At 64.7% G+C, this 18507-nt stretch carries 21 protein-coding genes; 10 read left to right on the top strand and 11 right to left on the bottom strand.

Annotated features, from left to right (window positions below; genetic code table 11):
- Positions 1 to 62 precede the first annotated feature (62 nt).
- The 4 genes from LZ016_RS15145 to LZ016_RS15130 are packed head-to-tail and all read right to left on the bottom strand — an operon-like array spanning position 63 to position 1612.
- Positions 63 to 293 carry a hypothetical protein gene (locus LZ016_RS15145; RefSeq protein WP_241448307.1) on the bottom strand — a complete coding sequence of 77 codons (231 nt, stop codon included), beginning with the start codon at positions 291 to 293 and terminating at the stop codon, positions 63 to 65.
- Complete coding sequence (locus tag LZ016_RS15140) at positions 293 to 694, bottom strand: PspC domain-containing protein (RefSeq protein WP_241448306.1); 402 nt, start codon at positions 692 to 694, stop codon at positions 293 to 295. Before LZ016_RS15140 ends, LZ016_RS15145 begins: the two co-directional genes overlap by 1 nt.
- 17 nt (positions 695 to 711) lie before the next feature.
- Entirely contained in the window at positions 712 to 1431 is a 720-nt protein-coding gene (locus LZ016_RS15135) for a PspA/IM30 family protein (RefSeq protein WP_277622787.1), read from the bottom strand.
- Between the two features lie 43 nt (positions 1432 to 1474).
- Complete coding sequence (locus LZ016_RS15130; protein WP_241448305.1) at positions 1475 to 1612, bottom strand: hypothetical protein; 138 nt, start codon at positions 1610 to 1612, stop codon at positions 1475 to 1477.
- A 236-nt stretch (positions 1613 to 1848) separates the two neighbouring features.
- Here LZ016_RS15130 and LZ016_RS15125 point away from each other — a divergent pair, with 236 nt between their 5' ends.
- Complete coding sequence (locus LZ016_RS15125) at positions 1849 to 2079, top strand: hypothetical protein (protein ID WP_241448304.1); 231 nt, start codon at positions 1849 to 1851, stop codon at positions 2077 to 2079.
- Here LZ016_RS15125 and LZ016_RS15120 read toward each other — a convergent pair.
- Complete coding sequence (locus LZ016_RS15120) at positions 2046 to 2342, bottom strand: DUF3297 family protein (RefSeq protein WP_241448303.1); 297 nt, start codon at positions 2340 to 2342, stop codon at positions 2046 to 2048. The genes LZ016_RS15125 and LZ016_RS15120 overlap by 34 nt on opposite strands.
- A gap of 85 nt (positions 2343 to 2427) precedes the next feature.
- On the opposite strand from LZ016_RS15120, the gene LZ016_RS15115 reads away from it, so the two are divergent.
- The 3 genes from LZ016_RS15115 to LZ016_RS15105 are packed head-to-tail and all read left to right on the top strand — an operon-like array spanning position 2428 to position 6022.
- Positions 2428 to 3726 (top strand): 3-methyl-2-oxobutanoate dehydrogenase (2-methylpropanoyl-transferring) subunit alpha, encoded by a 1299-nt coding sequence (locus LZ016_RS15115; RefSeq protein ID WP_241448302.1) that lies wholly within the window; start codon positions 2428 to 2430, stop codon positions 3724 to 3726.
- Positions 3723 to 4727, top strand: a complete 1005-nt coding sequence (locus tag LZ016_RS15110; protein WP_241448396.1) for an alpha-ketoacid dehydrogenase subunit beta — start codon at positions 3723 to 3725, stop codon at positions 4725 to 4727. The genes LZ016_RS15115 and LZ016_RS15110 overlap by 4 nt, the downstream gene beginning before the upstream one ends.
- Before the next feature lie 5 nt (positions 4728 to 4732).
- Entirely contained in the window at positions 4733 to 6022 is a 1290-nt protein-coding gene (locus LZ016_RS15105; RefSeq protein ID WP_241448301.1) for a dihydrolipoamide acetyltransferase family protein, read from the top strand.
- Between the two features lie 17 nt (positions 6023 to 6039).
- Here LZ016_RS15105 and LZ016_RS15100 read toward each other — a convergent pair whose 3' ends face one another.
- Complete coding sequence (locus LZ016_RS15100; protein ID WP_241448300.1) at positions 6040 to 7218, bottom strand: sensor histidine kinase; 1179 nt, start codon at positions 7216 to 7218, stop codon at positions 6040 to 6042.
- 116 nt (positions 7219 to 7334) lie between these two features.
- Positions 7335 to 7580, bottom strand: a complete 246-nt coding sequence (locus LZ016_RS15095) for a DUF6582 domain-containing protein (protein WP_241448299.1) — start codon at positions 7578 to 7580, stop codon at positions 7335 to 7337.
- 146 nt (positions 7581 to 7726) lie between these two features.
- Between LZ016_RS15095 and LZ016_RS15090 the strand changes: the two genes are divergently transcribed.
- From LZ016_RS15090 to LZ016_RS15065, 6 genes are read left to right on the top strand one after another with little or no spacing between them, the layout of a single operon-like run.
- Positions 7727 to 8158 carry a hypothetical protein gene (locus LZ016_RS15090; protein ID WP_241448298.1) on the top strand — a complete coding sequence of 144 codons (432 nt, stop codon included), beginning with the start codon at positions 7727 to 7729 and terminating at the stop codon, positions 8156 to 8158.
- A gap of 37 nt (positions 8159 to 8195) precedes the next feature.
- The gene (locus LZ016_RS15085) at positions 8196 to 8648 is read left to right on the top strand and encodes a MaoC family dehydratase (RefSeq protein ID WP_241448297.1); all 453 of its coding nucleotides are present in this window, start codon (positions 8196 to 8198) and stop codon (positions 8646 to 8648) included.
- A complete protein-coding gene (locus LZ016_RS15080) occupies positions 8645 to 9475 on the top strand; it encodes an HpcH/HpaI aldolase/citrate lyase family protein (RefSeq protein ID WP_241448296.1) in 831 nt (276 codons plus the stop codon). The genes LZ016_RS15085 and LZ016_RS15080 overlap by 4 nt, the downstream gene beginning before the upstream one ends.
- 11 nt (positions 9476 to 9486) lie before the next feature.
- The gene (locus LZ016_RS15075) at positions 9487 to 10581 is read left to right on the top strand and encodes an NAD(P)-dependent alcohol dehydrogenase (protein WP_277622786.1); all 1095 of its coding nucleotides are present in this window, start codon (positions 9487 to 9489) and stop codon (positions 10579 to 10581) included.
- A complete protein-coding gene (gene acs / locus LZ016_RS15070) occupies positions 10578 to 12521 on the top strand; it encodes an acetate--CoA ligase (RefSeq protein WP_241448294.1) in 1944 nt (647 codons plus the stop codon). The genes LZ016_RS15075 and acs overlap by 4 nt, the downstream gene beginning before the upstream one ends.
- 59 nt (positions 12522 to 12580) lie before the next feature.
- Positions 12581 to 14233 (top strand): MFS transporter, encoded by a 1653-nt coding sequence (locus LZ016_RS15065; RefSeq protein WP_241448293.1) that lies wholly within the window; start codon positions 12581 to 12583, stop codon positions 14231 to 14233.
- Here the strand turns inward: LZ016_RS15065 and LZ016_RS15060 are convergent.
- The 4 genes from LZ016_RS15060 to pgl all read right to left on the bottom strand — a co-directional run bounded on the left by LZ016_RS15060 (position 14230) and on the right by pgl (position 18506).
- Positions 14230 to 15210, bottom strand: a complete 981-nt coding sequence (locus LZ016_RS15060) for a hypothetical protein (RefSeq protein WP_241448292.1) — start codon at positions 15208 to 15210, stop codon at positions 14230 to 14232. The genes LZ016_RS15065 and LZ016_RS15060 overlap by 4 nt on opposite strands.
- A 120-nt stretch (positions 15211 to 15330) precedes the next feature.
- Positions 15331 to 17040: a vWA domain-containing protein gene (locus LZ016_RS15055; protein ID WP_241448290.1), complete on the bottom strand. Its 1710-nt coding sequence runs from the start codon at positions 17038 to 17040 to the stop codon at positions 15331 to 15333.
- Positions 17041 to 17143: 103 nt separating this feature from the next.
- A complete protein-coding gene (locus tag LZ016_RS15050; protein ID WP_241448289.1) occupies positions 17144 to 17686 on the bottom strand; it encodes an RNA polymerase sigma factor in 543 nt (180 codons plus the stop codon).
- 118 nt (positions 17687 to 17804) lie between these two features.
- Positions 17805 to 18506, bottom strand: a complete 702-nt coding sequence (gene pgl / locus LZ016_RS15045; RefSeq protein WP_241448286.1) for a 6-phosphogluconolactonase — start codon at positions 18504 to 18506, stop codon at positions 17805 to 17807.
- Between the last annotated feature and the right edge of the window lies 1 nt (position 18507).

Below are 18507 nucleotides of genomic sequence, written 5' to 3'. Positions count from 1 at the left end.
CAAGGGGAAGAACCGGACCGCCTTGCCGCTCTACCGGGGAGAGTGAGCGGCCTCGGGGAACTTTAAAGGTCGATACCTGCGGCTATCGCTTCCAGCTTGCGGACACGCTCGCGGAGATCGGCCATCTCGATCCGGTTTCCGGCCGGTGGAAGGTGCCGGTCCGCCGCATCGTGGGTCAGCTCGAAGTGCTTGAGCTCGAGCCAGCCCTGCCATCCCTTGAGTGCCACCAGGCTTGCCGCCGTCATTCCGGCGAAGATGCCGCCACCCAGAATTCCAATCGTCAGCGGATCCATCACTTGTCCTCCCGCAGCGCTTCGATTTCGCGCGCCAGCTCGTCATTCTGTGAGTTGATGTGGTGGTCGATCGCCATCAGCCGGCGGTCGGTCTCGTCGAGGTCCTCGCGCATCGCCTTGACCGAGGGACGGACGCGAGTGACTTCTTCCATCCGGTCGAAGTCGCTCTTGCTGCGCCGTCCGTAGGCGTCGTTGGCGCGGTTGCGCTGGACCGTCAGGTAGATGCCGGCGGCAATGTAGGCGATCAGCGTCAGCTTCCAGCTGATCAGCACTGCCGCGGCGACGAAGCCGATCCGGATGAAGGTCGGGTCGACGCTGAAGACGTCACCGATCGTCGAGCAGACGCCGGCCAGCTTCTTGTCGTGGCGATCGAGCGAGTAGCGAGTGTTCGTACGGGCCATTGCCCTATCCCTTTCCGTCACTTGTTTCGTGCCGCCAGCGCGGCCTTCATGGCTTCCAGCTCTGCGTCGACCTTCTCGGCCGCCTTGAGCTCGTGGATCTGGTCTTCGAGGCTGGTGAAGCCCAGCGCTTCCGCGCGGCCTTCCGCGAAGTCGGCGCGGCGCTCTAGGACCTCGAATTTCGAGAAGGCATCCAGCGTCCGTGCGCCGTGCATCATCTCGCGGGCCTTGGCGCGGGCGACCGCGCTCTCGAGCCGGGCCGCAATCGAATTCTGCCGGCCGCGAGCTTCGCGCAGCTTGTTCTGCAGCTTGGCGATGTCGGCCTCATAGCTCTTCAGCACCTGGTGGATCTGGTCCATCTCGGCGCGGAGGCCGTCGGCCATGTCCGCGGCCTTCTGCCGCTCGATCAGCGCCTGCTTGGCGAGATCGTCGCGGTCCTTGGACAGCGCCAGCTCGGCCTTGTCGGTCCAGCTGATCTGGATCTCGTCCAGCCGGCCGATCGCCCGCTTCATTTCCTTGGCGTCAGCGATCGAACGTGCCGCGCTTGCCCGGAGCTCGACGAGGGTCTCTTCCATCTCGAGGATGATCATGCGGATCATCCGCGCGGGGTCCTCGGCCCGATCCAGCAGCTCCGTCATGTTCGCCGCGAAGATGTCCCTCGCACGGCTGAAGACGGGGCCGCTGAACCAAGTTGCGATCGGGGCGATGCCCTGATTGCGAGGCTCTGACTCTTGGGTCATGCGCGGAGTCCTCACTGGAACCTTAGCTTCGATGATTTCGAGTTCAGGCATGGACGGAAACTGCAGTGGGGTTCGCAGCAACCTGAGCCGGACCGACCGCGGCGCTAACCGCAACGGTGCTCATCAGCAGCGCAGCAGCGAAAGCCACCAGCGTGCGAGTGAAGTGCGACTGACCAGACATTCCAAAATCTCCCTTTTGCCGGTCCGCGATATGAGTTGCGGGCCGATGCCAAGGTTAATTCAAAAGCCGTGCCAATCCCAGAAAACCGCCAAAAATTACGAGAATGGGAAATTTCACGGGGGACGTTGGCGGGAATTGCCACCTAGGCTTGGTGAAGAATCCCAATCGCTGCGACGGAACCTTCGGCGCCTACTGCCGCGTTGATGCCGCAAGTTCGATCACGAAAGGATCTCGCGATGTTGGGCAAGCTTGCCGGTGCGTTCATTGGAGAAAAGATTGCAGGCCGTAACAATGGCCTGCGCGGTGCGCTCGTGGGCGCAGGCGTGGCGGCCGTCGCCAGGCGCGGCTTCGGGCCGCTGGCCCTCCTGGTCGGCAGCGGCTGGGCCGCGAAGAAGCTGTGGGAGAAGAGGCAGGCCGCGCGCGGCCGCGCCGCTTATCCTTCGGACTCGGCGCCCGCTTCGTCCTGACCGTACCCGTACTTGGGCTCAACGAAAGGCTCGACCTTTCCCTTGAGCTTGATCGTCATCGGGTTGCCGTAGCGATCGCGGCTGCGGCCCGCCGACACGCGGATCCAGCCCTCCGACACGCAATATTCCTCGACGTTGGTCTTCTCGGACCCGTTGAAACGGATGCCGACGCCGCGCTTCAGCACATCCTCGCTGAAATGCGGGCTGCTCGGATCGAGCGAGAGGCGGTCGGGAAGGTCGGAGGATTGTGTTTCGTCGGCCATGGCGGCCGCCCTACCCTCGCGCCGCCACGAAGGTCAACGCGGCCCAGTTGCCGCCGTTACGCGGCGGGACTAAGCGCCTCACTCAATGAGTGACAAGGACCCTTCCAAGCTGAAGCCGAACCGGCCCAAGCTCTCGCTGCACGTGCCGGAACCGCCGGCCCGTCCCGGCGAGACCCCCGACTTCTCGTCGGTCAAGGTGCCGCCCGCGGGCGCGGCACCGCGCCCGGACGTCGCGGCCCCGGCAACCGAGACGCACCCGCTGACCATGTCGCTCGTGCGCGTGCTCGACGAGGAGAACAAGGCGGTCGGTCCTTGGGACCCGAAGCTGGACGCGGAGACCCTGCGCAAGATGCTGCGCGACATGGTCACCGTGCGCGTGTTCGACGATCGCATGTACCGCGCGCAGAGGCAGGGGAAGACCAGCTTCTACATGAAGTGCACCGGCGAGGAGGCTATCGCCGTTTCGGCCGCCAATGCGCTCGACCGCGAGGACATGAACTTCCCGACCTATCGCCAGCAGGGGCTCCTCATCGCCCGCGGCTATCCCATGGTCGAGATGATGAACCAGATCTACTCGAACAAGGGCGACAAGCTGCAGGGCCGCCAGTTGCCCATCATGTATTCGGACAAGGCGCACGGCTTCTTCTCGATCTCCGGCAACCTCGGCACGCAATATCCCCAGGCCGTCGGCTGGGCGATGGCGAGCGCGATCAAGGGCGACAGCCGTATCGCGATGGGTTGGACCGGCGAAGGCGCGACGGCGGAAGGCGATTTCCACGCCGCGCTGACCTTTGCGACGGTCTACAATGCGCCCGTCATCCTCGCCGTGGTCAACAACCAGTGGGCGATCTCGAGCTATTCGGGAATCGCCGGCGGCGAGCGCGCGACCTTCGCGCAGCGCGCTCTCGGCTATGGCGTCGCCGGTCTTCGCGTCGACGGCAATGACGCGCTTGCCGTCTTCGCCGCGGTGCGCTGGGCGGCGGACCGCGCTCGCGCCAATTACGGCCCAACCCTCATCGAGTTCTTCACCTATCGCGCGGAGGGCCATTCCACCTCCGACGACCCGTCGGGCTACCGCCCTTCCAACGAAGCGAAGTTGTGGCCATTGGGCGACCCGATCGAGCGGCTGAAGGGCCATCTCATCGGCCTCGGCGAGTGGGACGATGAGCGGCATTCGGCGATGGTCGACGAAATCGCTGCGGACGTCCGCAGCGCCCAGAAGGAAGCGGAGAAGAAGGGCACGCTGGCGACCGCCAGCATCGACTTCCCGCAGGACGTCCGGACGATGTTCAACGACGTCTACGAAGAGATGCCCTGGAACTTGAAGGAACAGCAGCAGGACATGGTCGACGAGCTGGAGGCCAAGCGCCAATGGCCACGATGAACATGATCCAGGCGCTCAACAGCGCCCACGACGTGATGATGGAGCGCGACCAGGGCATGGTCGTCCTCGGCGAAGACGTCGGCTTCTTCGGCGGCGTCTTCCGCGTTACCGAAGGCCTTCAGAAGAAGTACGGCAAGCAGCGCGTGTTCGACACGCCGATCGCCGAGAACGGCATCATCGCGACGGCCATCGGCATGGCGACCTACGGTCTTCGTCCCGTCGCTGAGATCCAGTTCGCCGACTACATCTACCCGGCCTACGACCAGATCGTTTCCGAAGCCGCCCGCATCCGGTACCGCACCGCAGGCGAGTGGACGGTGCCCATGGTCATCCGGTCGCCCTACGGCGGCGGCATCTTCGGCGGCCAAACGCACAGCCAGTCGACCGAGGCGCTGTTCGCCCACGTCGCCGGCGTGAAGACCGTCATTCCGTCCAACCCTTACGACGCCAAGGGCCTGCTCATCTCCGCGATCGAGGACAATGACCCGGTCCTCTTCTTCGAACCGAAGCGCATCTACAACGGCCCGTTCGACGGCTTCTTCGACCGTCCGCTGACGCCGTGGGCGAAGACGGACGCGGCGGACGTGCCCGAGGGCTACTACACGGTCCCGCTGGGGAAAGCCGCCGTCGTCCGAGAGGGCGAGGAAGTCACCGTCCTGTCCTACGGCACGATGGTCCACGTCGCGCTCGCCACTGTGCGCGAACTGGGCATCGACGCGGAAGTCATCGACCTTCGCTCCATCGTTCCGCTCGACATCGAGACGATCGAGGACTCGGTGAAGAAGACCGGCCGCTGCGTCGTCGTTCACGAGGCGACGCGCACCAACGGTTTCGGCGCCGAGCTCGCCGCGCTGGTGCAGGAGCGCTGCTTCTATCATCTCGAAGCCCCCGTGCAGCGCGCGACCGGCTTCGACACCCCCTATCCGCATTCGCTCGAATGGGCATATTTCCCGGGGCCTGTCCGGATCGGCACGGCCATCAAGAAGGCACTGGAGGTCTGACGCGCATGGCCCGTTTCGAATTCAGGCTTCCGGACATCGGCGAAGGCATCGCCGAAGCGGAGATCGTCGCCTGGCACGTGAAGGTCGGCGACCAGATCGAGGAAGACCAGCAGCTGGCCGACATGATGACCGACAAGGCGACGGTCGAAATGGAATCGCCTGTCGCGGGAAAGGTCGTGCAGCTGGCCGGCGAGGTCGGTGAGCAGATCCCGATCGGATCGATCCTCGCCGTCATCGAGACCGAGGGCGCCGCGGCCACGGTGGAGCAGCCGGTTCCCGAGAGCGAGAGCGAGCGTCCGCTCGCCGATGGCGCTGTCGAACCGACGCCGGCGATCGAAGAGAACATCCCGGTTATGAAGGTGGAGCCGGAGCCGGCTCCTGCGCCTGCCGCCGCTCCGCAGGCAGCGCCCAAGCAGGAACCGGAGATTCAGGCCGCATCGCACGCGAAGGTGCTGACGTCTCCTGCAGTACGGCAGCGCGCCCGCGACCTCGGCATCGACCTGGCCCAGGTGAAGACGACCGGCGACCGCGTCCGCCACTCGGACCTCGACGCCTATCTTCTTTACAACGGCGGCAGCGTATCTGCCCGTGGCGCAGCCCCGCGGCAGGACGAAACGATCAAGGTCGTCGGCCTCCGTCGCAAGATCGCTGAGAACATGGCCGAGGCGAACAGGCGCATTCAGCACTTCACGCTGGTCGAGGAATTCGACGTCACCGCGCTCGAAGAAACGCGGCAGATGATGAATCGCGACCGCGGCAACAACCCGAAGCTCACGCTGCTGCCATTCCTGATCACGGCGCTGTCGCGCGGCCTCGCCGAATGGCCGATGCTCAACGCGACCTTCGATGACGAAGCGATGGTCGTAACTCGTCACGGCTCGGTACACATGGGCGTCGCCACGCAGACCCCAAATGGACTGATGGTTGCGACCATCCGCGACGCCCAGTCGCGCTCGGTGTGGCAGCTGGCGTCGGAGATTGCCCGTCTCTCTGAAGGCGCCCGCACGGGGAAGGCCACGCGCGAGGAGCTCAGCGGCGCCACCTTCACTATCTCGAGCCTCGGCCCGATGGGCGGGATCACGTCGACGCCGGTGGTCAATCCACCGCAGGTCGCGATCGTCGCCGTCAACAAGATTGAAGACAAGCTCGTGCCCATCGATGGCGAGATCGAGATCCGGAAGCGGATGAACCTCTCGCTATCCTGCGATCACCGGGTCGTGGACGGCTGGGACGCCGCGAGCTTCCTGCAGACGCTAAAGCCGCTGATAGAAAATCCGCTCCGGCTTCTTAGCTAAGCGAACTGGCAGTGAGGCTAGACCGCTACAGCGAGGTCTCCGATCTCGCGCAGGTGCGCTAGCGGGGGGAGGCTGGCGAGGATCATCGTTCCGGATCCCTTCGACGCTCTCCGCACGAAGAGGCGGCCGCCGACTTCTGCCAGGCGCGAGTGCATGCCGGCGAGGCCGACGCCTTCGAGAACATGGTCCGGAATCCCCACGCCATTGTCGACCACGACTGCGTGGATCATCTGGCGGCGGCCGATGAGCTTCACCGTCAGCTCGGTCGCGCGCGCATGGCGGTGCACGTTCGATAGTGCCTCCTGGATCACCCGGTAGAGCGCCACTTCCGCGGCCGTCGACGATAGCTTCGAGACGCCCTCGATGCTAAATTCCGTCTTGAGTCCGGCGCGGCGCCCAAAGCCTTCAACGAGCATGCGGATCGCCTCAAGCAGGCTCATCTTTTCGAGCTGCGGCGGGTGAGCGAGATAGGAGATCGAACGCAGCTCGCCCTGCGCTTCGACGAGGAGCTGCTCCATCTCCGATATGACGCCCGATGCGGCTTCCGGATGCGACGAGCGCTTAAGCTGCCCGAGCGCGAGCCCGAGGCTGGCAAGCAGCTGCATGGTCGAGTCATGGAGCTCGCGGCCCATGCGGCGCCGTTCCTCATCTTGGCTCTTGATGACCGAGCTGCTGAAGCGTTCGCGCATCCGGCGAAGCTGCACGAGTTCGGTCACATCGTAGCGCGTCACCGTCGCAAAGCGGTGGCCGCCGAGATCGATCAGGTTGATGCGCAGCTGGAATTCATGGCCCTCCCAGGCGCCGCTGCCGCTGTAGACGAGCCGGAAGGAATCTCGCTTCCCGGCTGCAATCTCGTCGATGCCCGCAGTGACGGCCGCGGCCGACGGATGCCCGTCTTGCGCCATCCGGCCCAGGAACTGGCGGTAGTTCGATCCGGGACTGAGGTCATGGAAACCGTACATGTTGGCGGTGTGCCGCCACGCCTCGTTGACGGTCAGCACGTTCCAGTCGGAATCGAGGAGCGCGATCTGCTCCGGCAACCCGTTGATCAGCTCCTGAAAGACGTCGACCGTGGTGGCCCAGCCGCGTTCGCGCTCCGATCCGCCGGCCGTGTCCTGGGCAGCCTCCGAAGCTTTCCACGCTTCGCGAAGTCCATCCGCGAGGTCTAGTCCGGTATACTGCGACTCCAGTCTCATTCCGCCCCCCGACGGTGCTGGTTCCTCCTACGGGAGGATCAGGATCAGGTACGCCTTTAACGTGGATTAGACTAGAAACTTATCCACAGCGAGTCAGGGATTCTCCTAGTGATCAGTTAACTTTCGCTACCGAGTTCTCGCCAGCTCTTCTCACGAACTTCGACGCCGTGCTTTTTCGCCACGCGCTTGATCCTGCTCCAGGCTTCGTCGCGATCCTCGTCGGAGACGCCCTTCACCTGATTGAACCGAGCCATGGCGTTGCGGACGTGGGTCGCATTGTTGAGCGGCTCCTTCCGCTGTTTGGGAAAGGCGAACTGGTCTTCGTCGAGGCGGTCGCGCTGCTTCTCACTGAGTTCGGTCATGTTCGAGCTCCTTCGAAGTCAAAACGCCCAACGGCCGTTCGCGCTCCGGAAGTGCTCCGGCGATCGGCCGATTGGTCCATATCGGAGGGATGGGCGAGGCATTCGAAACCGTCGGGCGGGCACAACCCATTCAACGGGGGGCTGAAGTGAACCGAACCAAGACTGTGCAGATGATGGATATGCAAGCCGCCATGATCCAAGGCGACAGCGTCCGCATGACCTGGGGCGTGGACGATCCACAGCACATCGAGCGAAAGCCTCTCCGGCGTGGCACCCCCGACAGGGTCGTTGAGCTTTGTCTGACCAATGCGGATTCGCCGCCCCCCAGTTTGCTGCAGTTGCGGCTCGGCGAGGAACTGGATTTTGCGCGCCGGATGCTCGACGCCACGGGCGAGGAAATAGCCGCTGATCCCATCGCGCTATCCAGGCACGCGGTCGCCTTGCAGGCGCTCGACAAGGTCGGCCAAATGCTCGGGCATATCGCCAATGTCGTTCGATCCGACGAGCCCGCAACGGCCGTCGAAAGCATCCGCATGGGCGACCTGAAGGCTCGCTTGCAACGAAGCGGATCGCTGTAGCTTGGCAAGGCCCGGGTTGCTGCCTAGAGCAGCAGCCATGCCAGGGCGCTATTTCGACGAGTGGCAGGTCGGTGACCGGGTAGACCATTCCATCACTCGCACGGTCACGGAGACCGACAACCTCCTCATTTCGACGCTCACCCACAATCCGCAGCCGATGCATCTCGACCACGAGCTTGCGGCGAAGTCGGAGTTCGGGAAGCCGCTGGTCAATTCGGTCTTCACCTTCGGCCTGATGATCGGCGTCAGCGTCAACGACACGACGCTCGGGACGCTCGTGGCCAACCTCGGCTACGACAAGCTGGTCTTTCCGAAGCCAGTCTTTGTTGGCGACACTCTGCGCTCCGAGAGCGAGTGCGTCGCAGTCCGCGAAAGCAATTCGCGGCGCAACGCCGGCATCGTCATCTGGGCGCATCGCAGCTTCAACCAACGCGACGAGCTCGTCTGCGAATGTACGCGCTCGGCTCTGCTCCTGAAGAAGCCGCAATGAGTGAGTGCCGCTCGTGGCTGTTCGTACCGGCGGACAGCGAGAAGAAGATCGCCAAGGCGATCGAGAGCGACGCGGACGCGGTAATCTTCGACCTCGAAGACAGTGTCGCGCCTCAACAGAAGGCCGCCGCTCGCCAGATCTTGAAAGGCCTCGGCAAGCGCTCGGGCGGTCCGCAATGGTGGGTGCGGGTCAATCCGCTCGGCAGCGAGCATCATAAGGACGATCTCGAACTGATCGGCATCGCCGATGTCCACGGCATCGTTCTGCCGAAGGCGGAAAGCGGGGCGGACGTCATCCAGCTCGCGCACCGCACGGGTAACATCCCCATCCACGCGATCGTTACCGAGACTCCGGCGAGCCTGTTCGGAATGCTCAGCTATCGCGATCCGAAGTCGACACTTGCCGCGATGAGCTGGGGCGCCGAGGATCTGTCCGCGGCGATCGGCGCTTCGTCCAAGTACGACGCGGACGGAAGCTTGAGCTTCACCTACAAGCTCGCCCGCTCGCTCTGCCTTGCCGGCGCCCGCGCGGCCCAGGTTCAGCCGGTCGACGGTGTCTTCGCCGACTTCCGCGACGAGGATGGGCTGCGCGCGGAGGCCGAGACCGCCGCCCGCGAAGGCTTCACCGGCAAGCTTGCGATCCACCCTGCTCAGGTCGGCGTGATCAATGCCGCCTTCACCCCATCGGCCGGCGACGTGGAGCATGCACGCGCTATCGTTCAAGCGTTCGATGCCGACCCCAACGCCGGCGTGTTGTCGGTAAATGGACGGATGGTCGACCGCCCGCACCTGGTACAAGCACAAAAGGTACTCGACCGGGCAAGATAAGGAGGCCGAACATGGCTACGACTGCTGAACCCACTTCCACCACGGCTTCCGAGACCGGTCCGACGACAGCCAAAGGCTGGGGCACGGACGCTCCCGATCAACCACTTCGCCCGATGGAGTTCGAGCGGCGCGCGCTTCGTCCGAACGACGTCGCCATCAAGATCACCTATGCCGGCATCTGCCACTCCGACCTTCACACGGCGCGGAACGACTGGGGCGGAACGCGCTATCCGGTCATTCCCGGGCACGAGATTGTCGGCACGGTCACGGCCATCGGCGATGAGGTTACCCGCCATCGCGTCGGCGACACCGTGGCGGTCGGCTGCATGGTCGATAGCTGCATGGAGTGCGACCAGTGCCTGGAAGGCTGGGAGGTCTTCTGCCGCAAGGGCTGCGTCCAGACCTACAACAGTCCCGACTACCACGATCACACGATCACCAAGGGCGGCTACACCGACCATATCGTCGTACGCGACCACTTCTGCTGCAAGGTGCCTGCAGGCATGGACGAGAGCAAAGTGGCACCCCTGCTTTGCGCGGGCATCACCACCTACTCCCCGCTGCGCCAGTACAACGTGGGACCGAACACGAAGATGGCCGTCGTCGGTCTCGGCGGGCTCGGCCACATGGGCGTGAAGCTTGGCGCTGCACTGGGTGCGCACGTGACGATGATCACGACGACGCCGAGCAAGGGCGAGGACGCGCGGGCGCTAGGCGCTCACGACGTGATCATCTCGACCGATCCCGAGCAGATGGCGGCGGCGGCGACGCGCTTCGACTTCATCCTCAACACGATCCCGGTCAGCCACGAGATCGACGGCTATCTGAACCTGCTCGGCCGGTCGGGCCGGATGGTGATCGTCGGGGCGCTGACGCCGATGCCTGGCTTCACCGGCTTCAACATCATCTGGTGGAACCGCGCGGTCGGCGGGTCGGCCATCGGCGGCATCCCCGAGACGCAGGAGATGCTCGATTTCTGCGCGGCCAAGGGCATCTACCCCGACGTCGAGTTTATCCGGATGAACCAGGTGAACGAGGCCTACGAACGCCTGCTCAAGAACGACGTCCGCTACCGCTTCGTCATCGACATGAGCCACGGCCTATGAGCGAAGCGGTTCATCCGGTTCCGGAAGGTTTCAACGCCCGGATCGGGAAGACCGAGCTCGACGCCCTGAACGCGGTGGCGGCGGCCGATCCCCACCGCCATTGGATGGATCAGGCGAGCCGTCTCGACTGGTACCGGTTCCCCGAGCAGTCGGGGGACTGGTCCTTCGACGAGGACGATTTCCACATCAACTGGTACGCCGACGGACAGCTCAACCTGTCCGTCAATTGCCTCGACCGGAACCTCGAGAAGCACGGCGATCGTACCGCGATCATCTTCGAGGCGGACGAACCTGGCGAGGGCCGCACGCTCACGTACCGCGAACTCTACGAGGAGACCTGCCGCTTCGCGAACCTGCTGAAGCAGCGCGGCATCCGGCGCGGCAACCGCGTCATGATCTACATGCCGATGATCCCCGAAGCGGCTGCTGCAATGCTGGCCTGCGCGCGGATCGGCGCGATCCACTCCGTCGTGTTCGGCGGCTTCTCGCCGGAAAGCCTCGCGGGACGTATCGCGGACTGCGACGCTTGCGCCGTCATCACGGCGGACGAAGGCGTGCGCGGCGGAAAGGTCATTCCGCTCAAGCGAAACGTCGATGCAGCGCTCCAGAAGCGCGATGTCGAGCATGTGATCGTCGTCACGCGCACAGGGGCCGACGTACCGATGAAGGAAGGCCGGGACGTCAGCTATTCGGCCGTCCGCGACAGCCTGCCCACCGAATGCGAAGCCGAGGTGATGGATGCGGAGGATCCGCTGTTCATCCTCTACACGTCGGGATCCACTGGAAAGCCCAAGGGCGTCGTCCACACGACGGGTGGCTATTCCGTCTGGGCGGCGACGACCTTCGATTGGCTGTTCGATTACCGCGAGAACGACATCTTCTGGTGCACCGCCGACGTGGGCTGGATCACGGGACACACCTACGTGGTCTACGGTCCGCTGATGAACGGCGCGACGAGCGTCATGTTCGACGGCGTTCCGAACTATCCCGACTTCGGTCGCTTCTGGGACACGGTCGACCGGCTCGGCGTCACGATCTTCTACACCGCTCCGACCGCGATCCGCGCGCTGATGCGCGAAGGCGACGAGCCGGTGAAGCGCCACAGCCGCAAGTCGATCCGGCTGCTCGGAACCGTCGGCGAGCCGATTAATCCGGAAGCGTGGGAGTGGTACTGGCGCGTGGTGGGCGACGGGCGCTGCCCGATCGTCGACACTTGGTGGCAAACGGAGACGGGCGCTGCCCTCATCTCTCCCCTCCCCGGCGCAACGCCGCTGAAGCCCGGGTCCGCGACCCAGCCGCTACCGGGCATCCAGGCGATGCTTGTCGACGCTGAGGGCAAGGAATTGCACGGGGCGGCGAGCGGCAATCTTTGCATCACCGCGTCCTGGCCGGGCCAGATGCGCACCGTCTGGAACGACCATCGCCGCTTTTTCGAGACGTACTTCACCACCTATCGCGGCAAGTATTTCACCGGCGACGGCTGCCGCCGGGACGAGGACGGCTATTACTGGATCACCGGACGCGTCGACGACGTGATCAACGTTTCCGGCCACCGCGTCGGCACAGCCGAGGTGGAAAGTGCACTCGTCGCCCATCACCTCGTGGCAGAGGCTGCGGTCGTCGGCTTCCCGCACGAGATCAAGGGCCAGGCGATCCACGCTTATGTGACGCTCAACGCCGGCGAGGAAGGCAGCGAGGAGCTCCGCGCCAAGCTGGTGCAGGAAGTACGCCGCGAGATCGGCGCGCTCGCGGCCCCGGAGCGGATCCAGTTCGCGCCGGCGCTGCCCAAGACCCGGTCAGGCAAGATCATGCGTCGGATCCTGCGCAAGATCGCCGAGGGCGAGACCAGCGGTTTCGGCGACATCTCCACCCTCGCCGATCCCACAGTCGTCGACCAACTGGTCGCGGGCGCTCGGGAGTTCCAGACCGCCCACGCCTGACTGCTTGCGGCGGCGGTCGCAGCCGCTAAGCCTGAAGCGGGAGATCACGAGGGGGAGCAATGGCAAGCGTGGCAGCGCATGGCGAACAGCCATGGTCGATGAAGCGGGTCGTCGCGGCATCGGCCGCCGGCACGGCGTTCGAGTGGTACGACTTCTTCATCTTTGGCTCGCTGGCTTCGACCATCCAGAAAGTCTTCTTCGCCGGCCTCGATCCCACCGCGGGTCTCGTCGCGGCTCTCGGTCTGTTCGCAGCGGGATTCGCGTTCCGGCCGCTTGGCGCGCTCATTTTCGGAGTCATCGGCGACCGGATTGGCCGAAAGGGCGCCTTCCTGACGACCGTCAGCCTGATGGGCGCCTCGACCTTCCTCATCGGCCTTTTGCCGACTTACGCGACTGCGGGGATCATCTCGCCGATCCTGTTGATCCTGCTGCGCATACTGCAGGGTATCGCGCTCGGCGGCGAGTATGGCGGTGCCGCGATCTACGTCGCCGAGCACGCCCAGAACGCCAAGCGCGGCGCAACGACCGGCTGGATTCAGATCACCGCCTCGCTGGGCCTGATTGCCGGCCTTCTCGTCATCTTGGGAACGCGCACGTCGGTTGGTGAGACGGCGTTCATCGCCTGGGGCTGGCGTATCCCCTTCCTCGTGTCCGTCATCCTGCTGATCATTTCGGTCTGGCTGCGCTTCAAATTGTCGGAGAGCCCGGCCTTCGCAAAGCTCAAGGAAGAGGGCCAAACCAGCAAGGCGCCGCTGCGCGAAGCGTTCGGCCAGTGGGACAATCTCAAGCGCGTCCTGATCGCCTTCTTCGGAATCATGTGCGCGCAGGGGGCCGTCTGGTACCTGTCCTTCTTCTACATCCAGGTGTTCCTGACCAAGTCGCTGGGCGTTCCCGAGCAGACCAAGGACGCGCTCATCCTGGCGATGACGGTCGCCAGCGCCCCGCTCTATGTGTTCTTCGGCTGGTTGTCCGACCGCATCGGCCGCAAACCCGTGATGATCGGCGGGATGCTGCTCGCGCTTCTCGCCTACCTCCCGGGCTTCCATGCGATGGCCGCGGCCGCCAACCCGGCGCTAGTCGAAGCGCAGCGGCTGCGGCCGGTCGAAGTCCACGCCGACCCGGCGCAATGCTCGGTGCAGTTCGATCCGGTTGGTACTCGCCGCTTCGACAGCAGCTGCGACATCGCCAAAAGCCTCCTGGCGTCGACCGGCATTTCCTACGCCAACCGGCCTTACGGCAGCGACAAAGCGATCATCGCCGTCGGCGCGGAACAGATCGAAGTTCCTGACGGCCGCGGTCTAGACGCTGCCGGTCTGAGGGCACTTCGGGAGAGCACGGCGAAGCAGATCAAGGCAGCGCTGGCGGCGGAAGGGTATCCGCCGTCCGCCGACCCGGCCCGGATGAACATCCCGCTTCTCTTCTTCTGGCTGATGGTGTTCGCGGTGGCGTCAACCGCCCTGTATGGCCCTCAGGCTGCGGCACTGGTCGAGATGTTCCCCACGCGGGTCCGCTACACCGCCATGTCGTTCCCCTACCATTTCGGAACGGGCTGGGTCGGCGGCTTCCTGCCGGTGGTCAGCCTCGCCCTGGCCACCATCACCGGGAATATCTACGCAAGCCTCTGGTACCCGGCCTTCTTCACGGCCGTGTCCGTGTTCGTCGCATTGTTTTTCATGCGCGAAACACGGGGCAAGCGGCTGGAGGACGTCTAGGGGTTCACGGCCCTGATGCGAACCGGTCCGGCGGGCGAGCAACGATCGTTGCTGCACGTCTGATCGAACCAGACTTGGCCGTCGCCGATCATCGCGCCCTGGTCCCGGACGAATAACTGCCCAGCCTGCTGAGCAAGGATGGCCTTTCGTACTTTCGGCGTGAAGATCTGCTCGAATTCCCGCTCGAGGGATTTGCGGTCGCGGTAGATGCGCGGACCCCCGCTCGTGTTCACGCGCAGTGGATAAGCGACCAGCCCGCTCACGGCATGTTTGTTGCCGGACCGGACCGCTGATTGCAGTGCGGTGAGGAATTTGCCGTACTCCGCCATCGGCGGCGACGCGGGAGCGGCAAGGGCTCCGGACGCCTTGGCGGCCACTTGACGCTGCTCGAATGATGCCGAGGGGATGCGCGACCCCGTGGTGACGATTTCCTGAGCGTCGGTAACCTCGCTCCGCTGCGGCGCTGATGGTGCAGGCGCTGGCGGGGGTGGCGGCGCTGCCGGAGGTGCAGCTACGCCAAGCGCTTGAGCGGGTGCCTCATTGGCTGCCATCTTCTCCTCCGCGGACGCAGCGGGCGTGTCTTCGTGCGGCTCGAGTGGAAGCTTCGACCGCGGCAGGTCCGCGACAGCTCCCCCGTCCGCCGGCGCCGCTTCAACCGGAGTAGGCTCTGCAGCGAAGTTCGTCCGCGGCTCCCGCTGAACCTTGGCGGGCGCCTTTGCCTGCGGAGCGGGATGCGGCTGATTCTGCAGGACCGTGATCGCCAAGGGGACGCTGATCACCGCGACAACCGCCGCCGTCGCCAGCGCGCCAACCTGCCGCCTGTGCGTCGCCCACCACGGCTTTTCGGCGCGGAGGGCATCAGGTTCCTCAACGCCATCGAACTTCCGCATCGCCGCTTCGATCGCGTCGCGGCGCGCCGCCGGACGCGGGGGCGGAGGCGTGGGCAGCCAGACTGAGCTGTCGCTGTCGATCGCCACCTAGCGCCTTCCTTCCCACTGCAGCATCGACGAACTCATAACGGCAATCGCATTCTCGTCGAAGGCTTTTGGGTTGGCCGCCAACGCCCGGGGGCGAAAGCGCTGGCGGCCACAAGCCCGCTATCGATCGAGTTGCGCCATCGTCCGGGCATTCTTCGCCGCGCGAACCAGCGAGAGGAACTCGGAGCGATAGCCGTACTCGTCGGGACCGCGAGCCGCGCTGGCGATCCGCAGCACGTCCTCGTAGCTGAGCGTCCCGGTGTAGCGGCCGCCGCGAAGCAGCTCCGCGAACCCCGCGACGGCAGTGGCGAAGCGAGCATCGCGCGGTGCGGCGTCGAAGCTGCGAACCTCGAAGCGGCCATCGATGGGCGTGGAGATCAGCCGGCTCGTGTCCGACTTCGGCAACTTGTAGCGGATCTTCACGAAGCCGAGCTCGCTGCTGCGCGTGGCCGCCGCTGTCTTCGCTCCGTAGCGGAGGTCGTCCATCGTTCGGCGGCCGCCGACGGGCACGAATTCGTAGAGGGCCGTCACGGTCTGCCCGGAGCCGACGTCGCCCGCATCGACCTTATCGTTGTCGAAGTCGTCGCGGTTCAGGGCGCGCGTCTCGTATCCGATGAGGCGATATTCGGCGACGGCGGCCGGGTTGAACTCGACCTGGATCTTCACATCCTTGGCGATCGGGAAGAGAGTCGATCCGGCTTCCTCGACCAGCGTCTTCCGTGCCTCGGCGGCCGTGTCGATGTAGGCGGCGGTGCCGTTGCCGTTCTGGGCCAGCGTCTGCATCAGGGCGTCGTTGTAATTGCCCATGCCGAAGCCCAGCACCGACAGGAAAACGCCCTTCGTGCGCTCGCGCTCGATATAACCCTTCAGCTCGTTCTGGTCGGTGATGCCGACGTTGAAGTCACCGTCCGTGGCCAGGATGACGCGGTTGACGCCTTTCGGATCGAAGTTCGCCTCGGCGAGATTGTAGGCCTGACGGATACCCTCCGCCCCCGCGGTGCTGCCGCCTGCGCCCAGGCTGTCGATGACTGCGCGGATCTTCGCCTTCTGGCTCGCGGGCGTCGGCTGGAGAGCTGTGCCGGCACCGCCCGCGTACGTGACGATCGAGACCGTATCGCGCTCGTCCAGCTCATCTACCAACATGTCCAGCGACTTCTGGACCAGCGGCAGCTTGTTCGGCTCGTTCATCGAGCCCGACGTGTCGATCAGGAAGACGAGGTTCGCGCGCGGCCGCGTAGTCTTCTGGATCGTGTAGCCCTTGATGCCGATACGCACGAGCTTGCGGCCTGCCGACCAGGGACTCGGAAAGACGGCGACGTTTGTGCTGAACGGCTGATCCGTCGTGCGCGGCGGCGCGTAATCGTAGCTGAAATAATTGACCATCTCCTCGGTTCGAACCGATGCCGGCTGAGGCAGGACATTATTGTTCAGAGACGCGCGCACCCACGAATAAGAGGCGGTGTCGACATCGATGGAGAAGGTCGAAACCGGCGCTTCCCGGACGATCTTGAAGGCGTTCTCCGCAAAGGCGTTGAACTTGTCGCGACCGACGTCGTGGTAGTACGGCATGGGTACTGGCTCTGCCATGCGCATCGAGGGAGGCGGCGGCGCGGCCGGTGCCACTGTGCCGAGGCTGAACTGGCTCTTCGCTTCGACATTGCCGACCTGGATACGCGAGCCGGTCGTGACGATAGATTGGTCGGCAGTTGTCTCTTGCGCGGCCGCAGGCTGCTGTTCCGGCGCGGAAGCGGAATCGACGTTGTTGCCCGCGCATGACGCAAGCAAAGTGACACCCAGCGTCATGATCAGCGGACGGGTAGTGCTCCCCATGAAAACCTCCCTCGAGATCGGCGAGCCAAATCGCTCGCCTGGTCCTGAGACGCGGGTCGGGGAGAAATCCTTGGAAGGTTCGCGAAATAATTTGCGGAAGAGGTCATGGCTCGCGTTCTTCGCTCTTCGACAGAATGCGTCGCACCTCGTGCATGCGCCAGGCGACCGTCGCTTCAGCCACACCGAGGATGGCCGCCGCTTCCGCATAGTTGAGCTGCTGACCGACGACGAGCACCGCAGTGTCCCTGAGCGCCGGCTTCAGCCTGGAGATGGCGCTCTGAATCCAGATGGCGTCGTAGAGATCGCGCCCGTCCGCAGCAGCGATCCCCACGATCACAGCCAGCCGCTCACTGAAAGCGGAGAAGGACCGGCGGCGGCGCCGCAAATCGCGGCAGGCATTGAAGGTGATGCCGCATAGCCACGTCGAGAACTTTGCCTCGCCGCGAAAGCTTCCGATCTTCTCGACGAGGGTGCAGCAGACGTCCTGCGCGATGTCGTCGGCGTCCGTTCGCGATCCGCTCAGTTGCCAGGCGAGGCCATGGATGCGGTCGTAATGTTTCTCGAGCAGCGCCGCGAAGGCGTCGCGATCTCCGTTCCTCGCCCGGGAGACGAGGCTGAAGTCTGGATCGCTTTCGATTTCCCCCAACCCGACGGCATCCGCGTGCGACTGACTGACCGGATCAGCTTATTAGCGATGAAGCGCACGCACGCCAGTGCCGCTTAGAATGACACCCATTCCGGCAGGCGTAAACTTAACTTTACGTTTAAGGCGCCCAGTGAATGTCGATCGGCTGGTCGACCTCGGCGAGAAGGCGTCCGATCGGCAGCTTCGAGCTCTGGCCGTCCTCGATTGCGCCCTCCAGAAGCTCGCGCTTCTTCTTGCCTGTGATTGTGATCAGGATCGTCCGTGCCGACAGGATGGCCGAGCGGGTCAGCGTCACGCGGGCCACAGGAGCGTCTTCGGGCATCGGATCGGGCATCACGCCGATCGCCCGGCGGGCCTTGGGCGCATCGAGCGCTCCCTGCAGGTCCGGACCCGCAAAAAGCGAGGCCGTGTGCCCATCCTGGCCCATGCCGAGCCAGACGAGGTCCGGCGGCCACGGCAGGTCCTGAAGACGCGCGTCCGCCGAGTTTCCGGCGAGCTTGTAATCGGCGATGTCGCCGGTGATTGGAATGACGCGAGCGCCCGCCGGAATGAAGGTCTGCGCGATGCCGCGAATGTTGCTGCGCTGGTCGTCCATCGGCACCAGCCGCTCGTCGGTGGGAATGATCGTGACCTGCTTCCACGGCATCTTCTTCGCCGCCAGAGCCTTGAAGATGGCTTTGGGGGTTTCGCCGCCGGGCAATGCCACCAGCGATGCGCCGCGAGCGTCGAGCGCGCTCTCTATGATGAAGCCGACGTCGCCCGCGACTGCGTCCGCCATCTCGTCGGCGCTGTCATATTCCCACCATTCGGCTTCGATCATC

Origin of the sequence: Sphingomonas telluris, from assembly GCF_022568775.1 — a bacterium.
Classification (GTDB): Bacteria; Pseudomonadota; Alphaproteobacteria; order Sphingomonadales; family Sphingomonadaceae; genus Sphingomicrobium; species Sphingomicrobium telluris.
Note: the sequence above shows the minus strand (reverse complement) of the source record. Positions and strands in the feature narration are given on the sequence as shown.

Excerpts from the sequence above, each read along its gene's own strand:
- pgl (WP_241448286.1), bottom strand. The coding sequence starts at position 18,506 with ATGATCGAAGCCGAATGGTGGGAATATGACAGCGCCGACGAGATGGCG.
- LZ016_RS15100 (WP_241448300.1), bottom strand. The coding sequence starts at position 7,218 with ATGAGACTGGAGTCGCAGTATACCGGACTAGACCTCGCGGATGGACTT.
- LZ016_RS15105 (WP_241448301.1), top strand. The coding sequence starts at position 4,733 with ATGGCCCGTTTCGAATTCAGGCTTCCGGACATCGGCGAAGGCATCGCC.
- LZ016_RS15110 (WP_241448396.1), top strand. The coding sequence starts at position 3,723 with ATGAACATGATCCAGGCGCTCAACAGCGCCCACGACGTGATGATGGAG.
- LZ016_RS15075 (WP_277622786.1), top strand. The coding sequence starts at position 9,487 with ATGGCTACGACTGCTGAACCCACTTCCACCACGGCTTCCGAGACCGGT.
- acs (WP_241448294.1), top strand. The coding sequence starts at position 10,578 with ATGAGCGAAGCGGTTCATCCGGTTCCGGAAGGTTTCAACGCCCGGATC.
- LZ016_RS15120 (WP_241448303.1), bottom strand. The coding sequence starts at position 2,342 with ATGGCCGACGAAACACAATCCTCCGACCTTCCCGACCGCCTCTCGCTC.
- LZ016_RS15135 (WP_277622787.1), bottom strand. The coding sequence starts at position 1,431 with ATGACCCAAGAGTCAGAGCCTCGCAATCAGGGCATCGCCCCGATCGCA.
- LZ016_RS15145 (WP_241448307.1), bottom strand. The coding sequence starts at position 293 with ATGGATCCGCTGACGATTGGAATTCTGGGTGGCGGCATCTTCGCCGGA.
- LZ016_RS15130 (WP_241448305.1), bottom strand. The coding sequence starts at position 1,612 with ATGTCTGGTCAGTCGCACTTCACTCGCACGCTGGTGGCTTTCGCTGCT.
- LZ016_RS15085 (WP_241448297.1), top strand. The coding sequence starts at position 8,196 with ATGCCAGGGCGCTATTTCGACGAGTGGCAGGTCGGTGACCGGGTAGAC.
- LZ016_RS15065 (WP_241448293.1), top strand. The coding sequence starts at position 12,581 with ATGGCAAGCGTGGCAGCGCATGGCGAACAGCCATGGTCGATGAAGCGG.
- LZ016_RS15095 (WP_241448299.1), bottom strand. The coding sequence starts at position 7,580 with ATGACCGAACTCAGTGAGAAGCAGCGCGACCGCCTCGACGAAGACCAG.
- LZ016_RS15080 (WP_241448296.1), top strand. The coding sequence starts at position 8,645 with ATGAGTGAGTGCCGCTCGTGGCTGTTCGTACCGGCGGACAGCGAGAAG.
- LZ016_RS15125 (WP_241448304.1), top strand. The coding sequence starts at position 1,849 with ATGTTGGGCAAGCTTGCCGGTGCGTTCATTGGAGAAAAGATTGCAGGC.
- LZ016_RS15140 (WP_241448306.1), bottom strand. The coding sequence starts at position 694 with ATGGCCCGTACGAACACTCGCTACTCGCTCGATCGCCACGACAAGAAG.
- LZ016_RS15055 (WP_241448290.1), bottom strand. The coding sequence starts at position 17,040 with ATGGGGAGCACTACCCGTCCGCTGATCATGACGCTGGGTGTCACTTTG.
- LZ016_RS15115 (WP_241448302.1), top strand. The coding sequence starts at position 2,428 with ATGAGTGACAAGGACCCTTCCAAGCTGAAGCCGAACCGGCCCAAGCTC.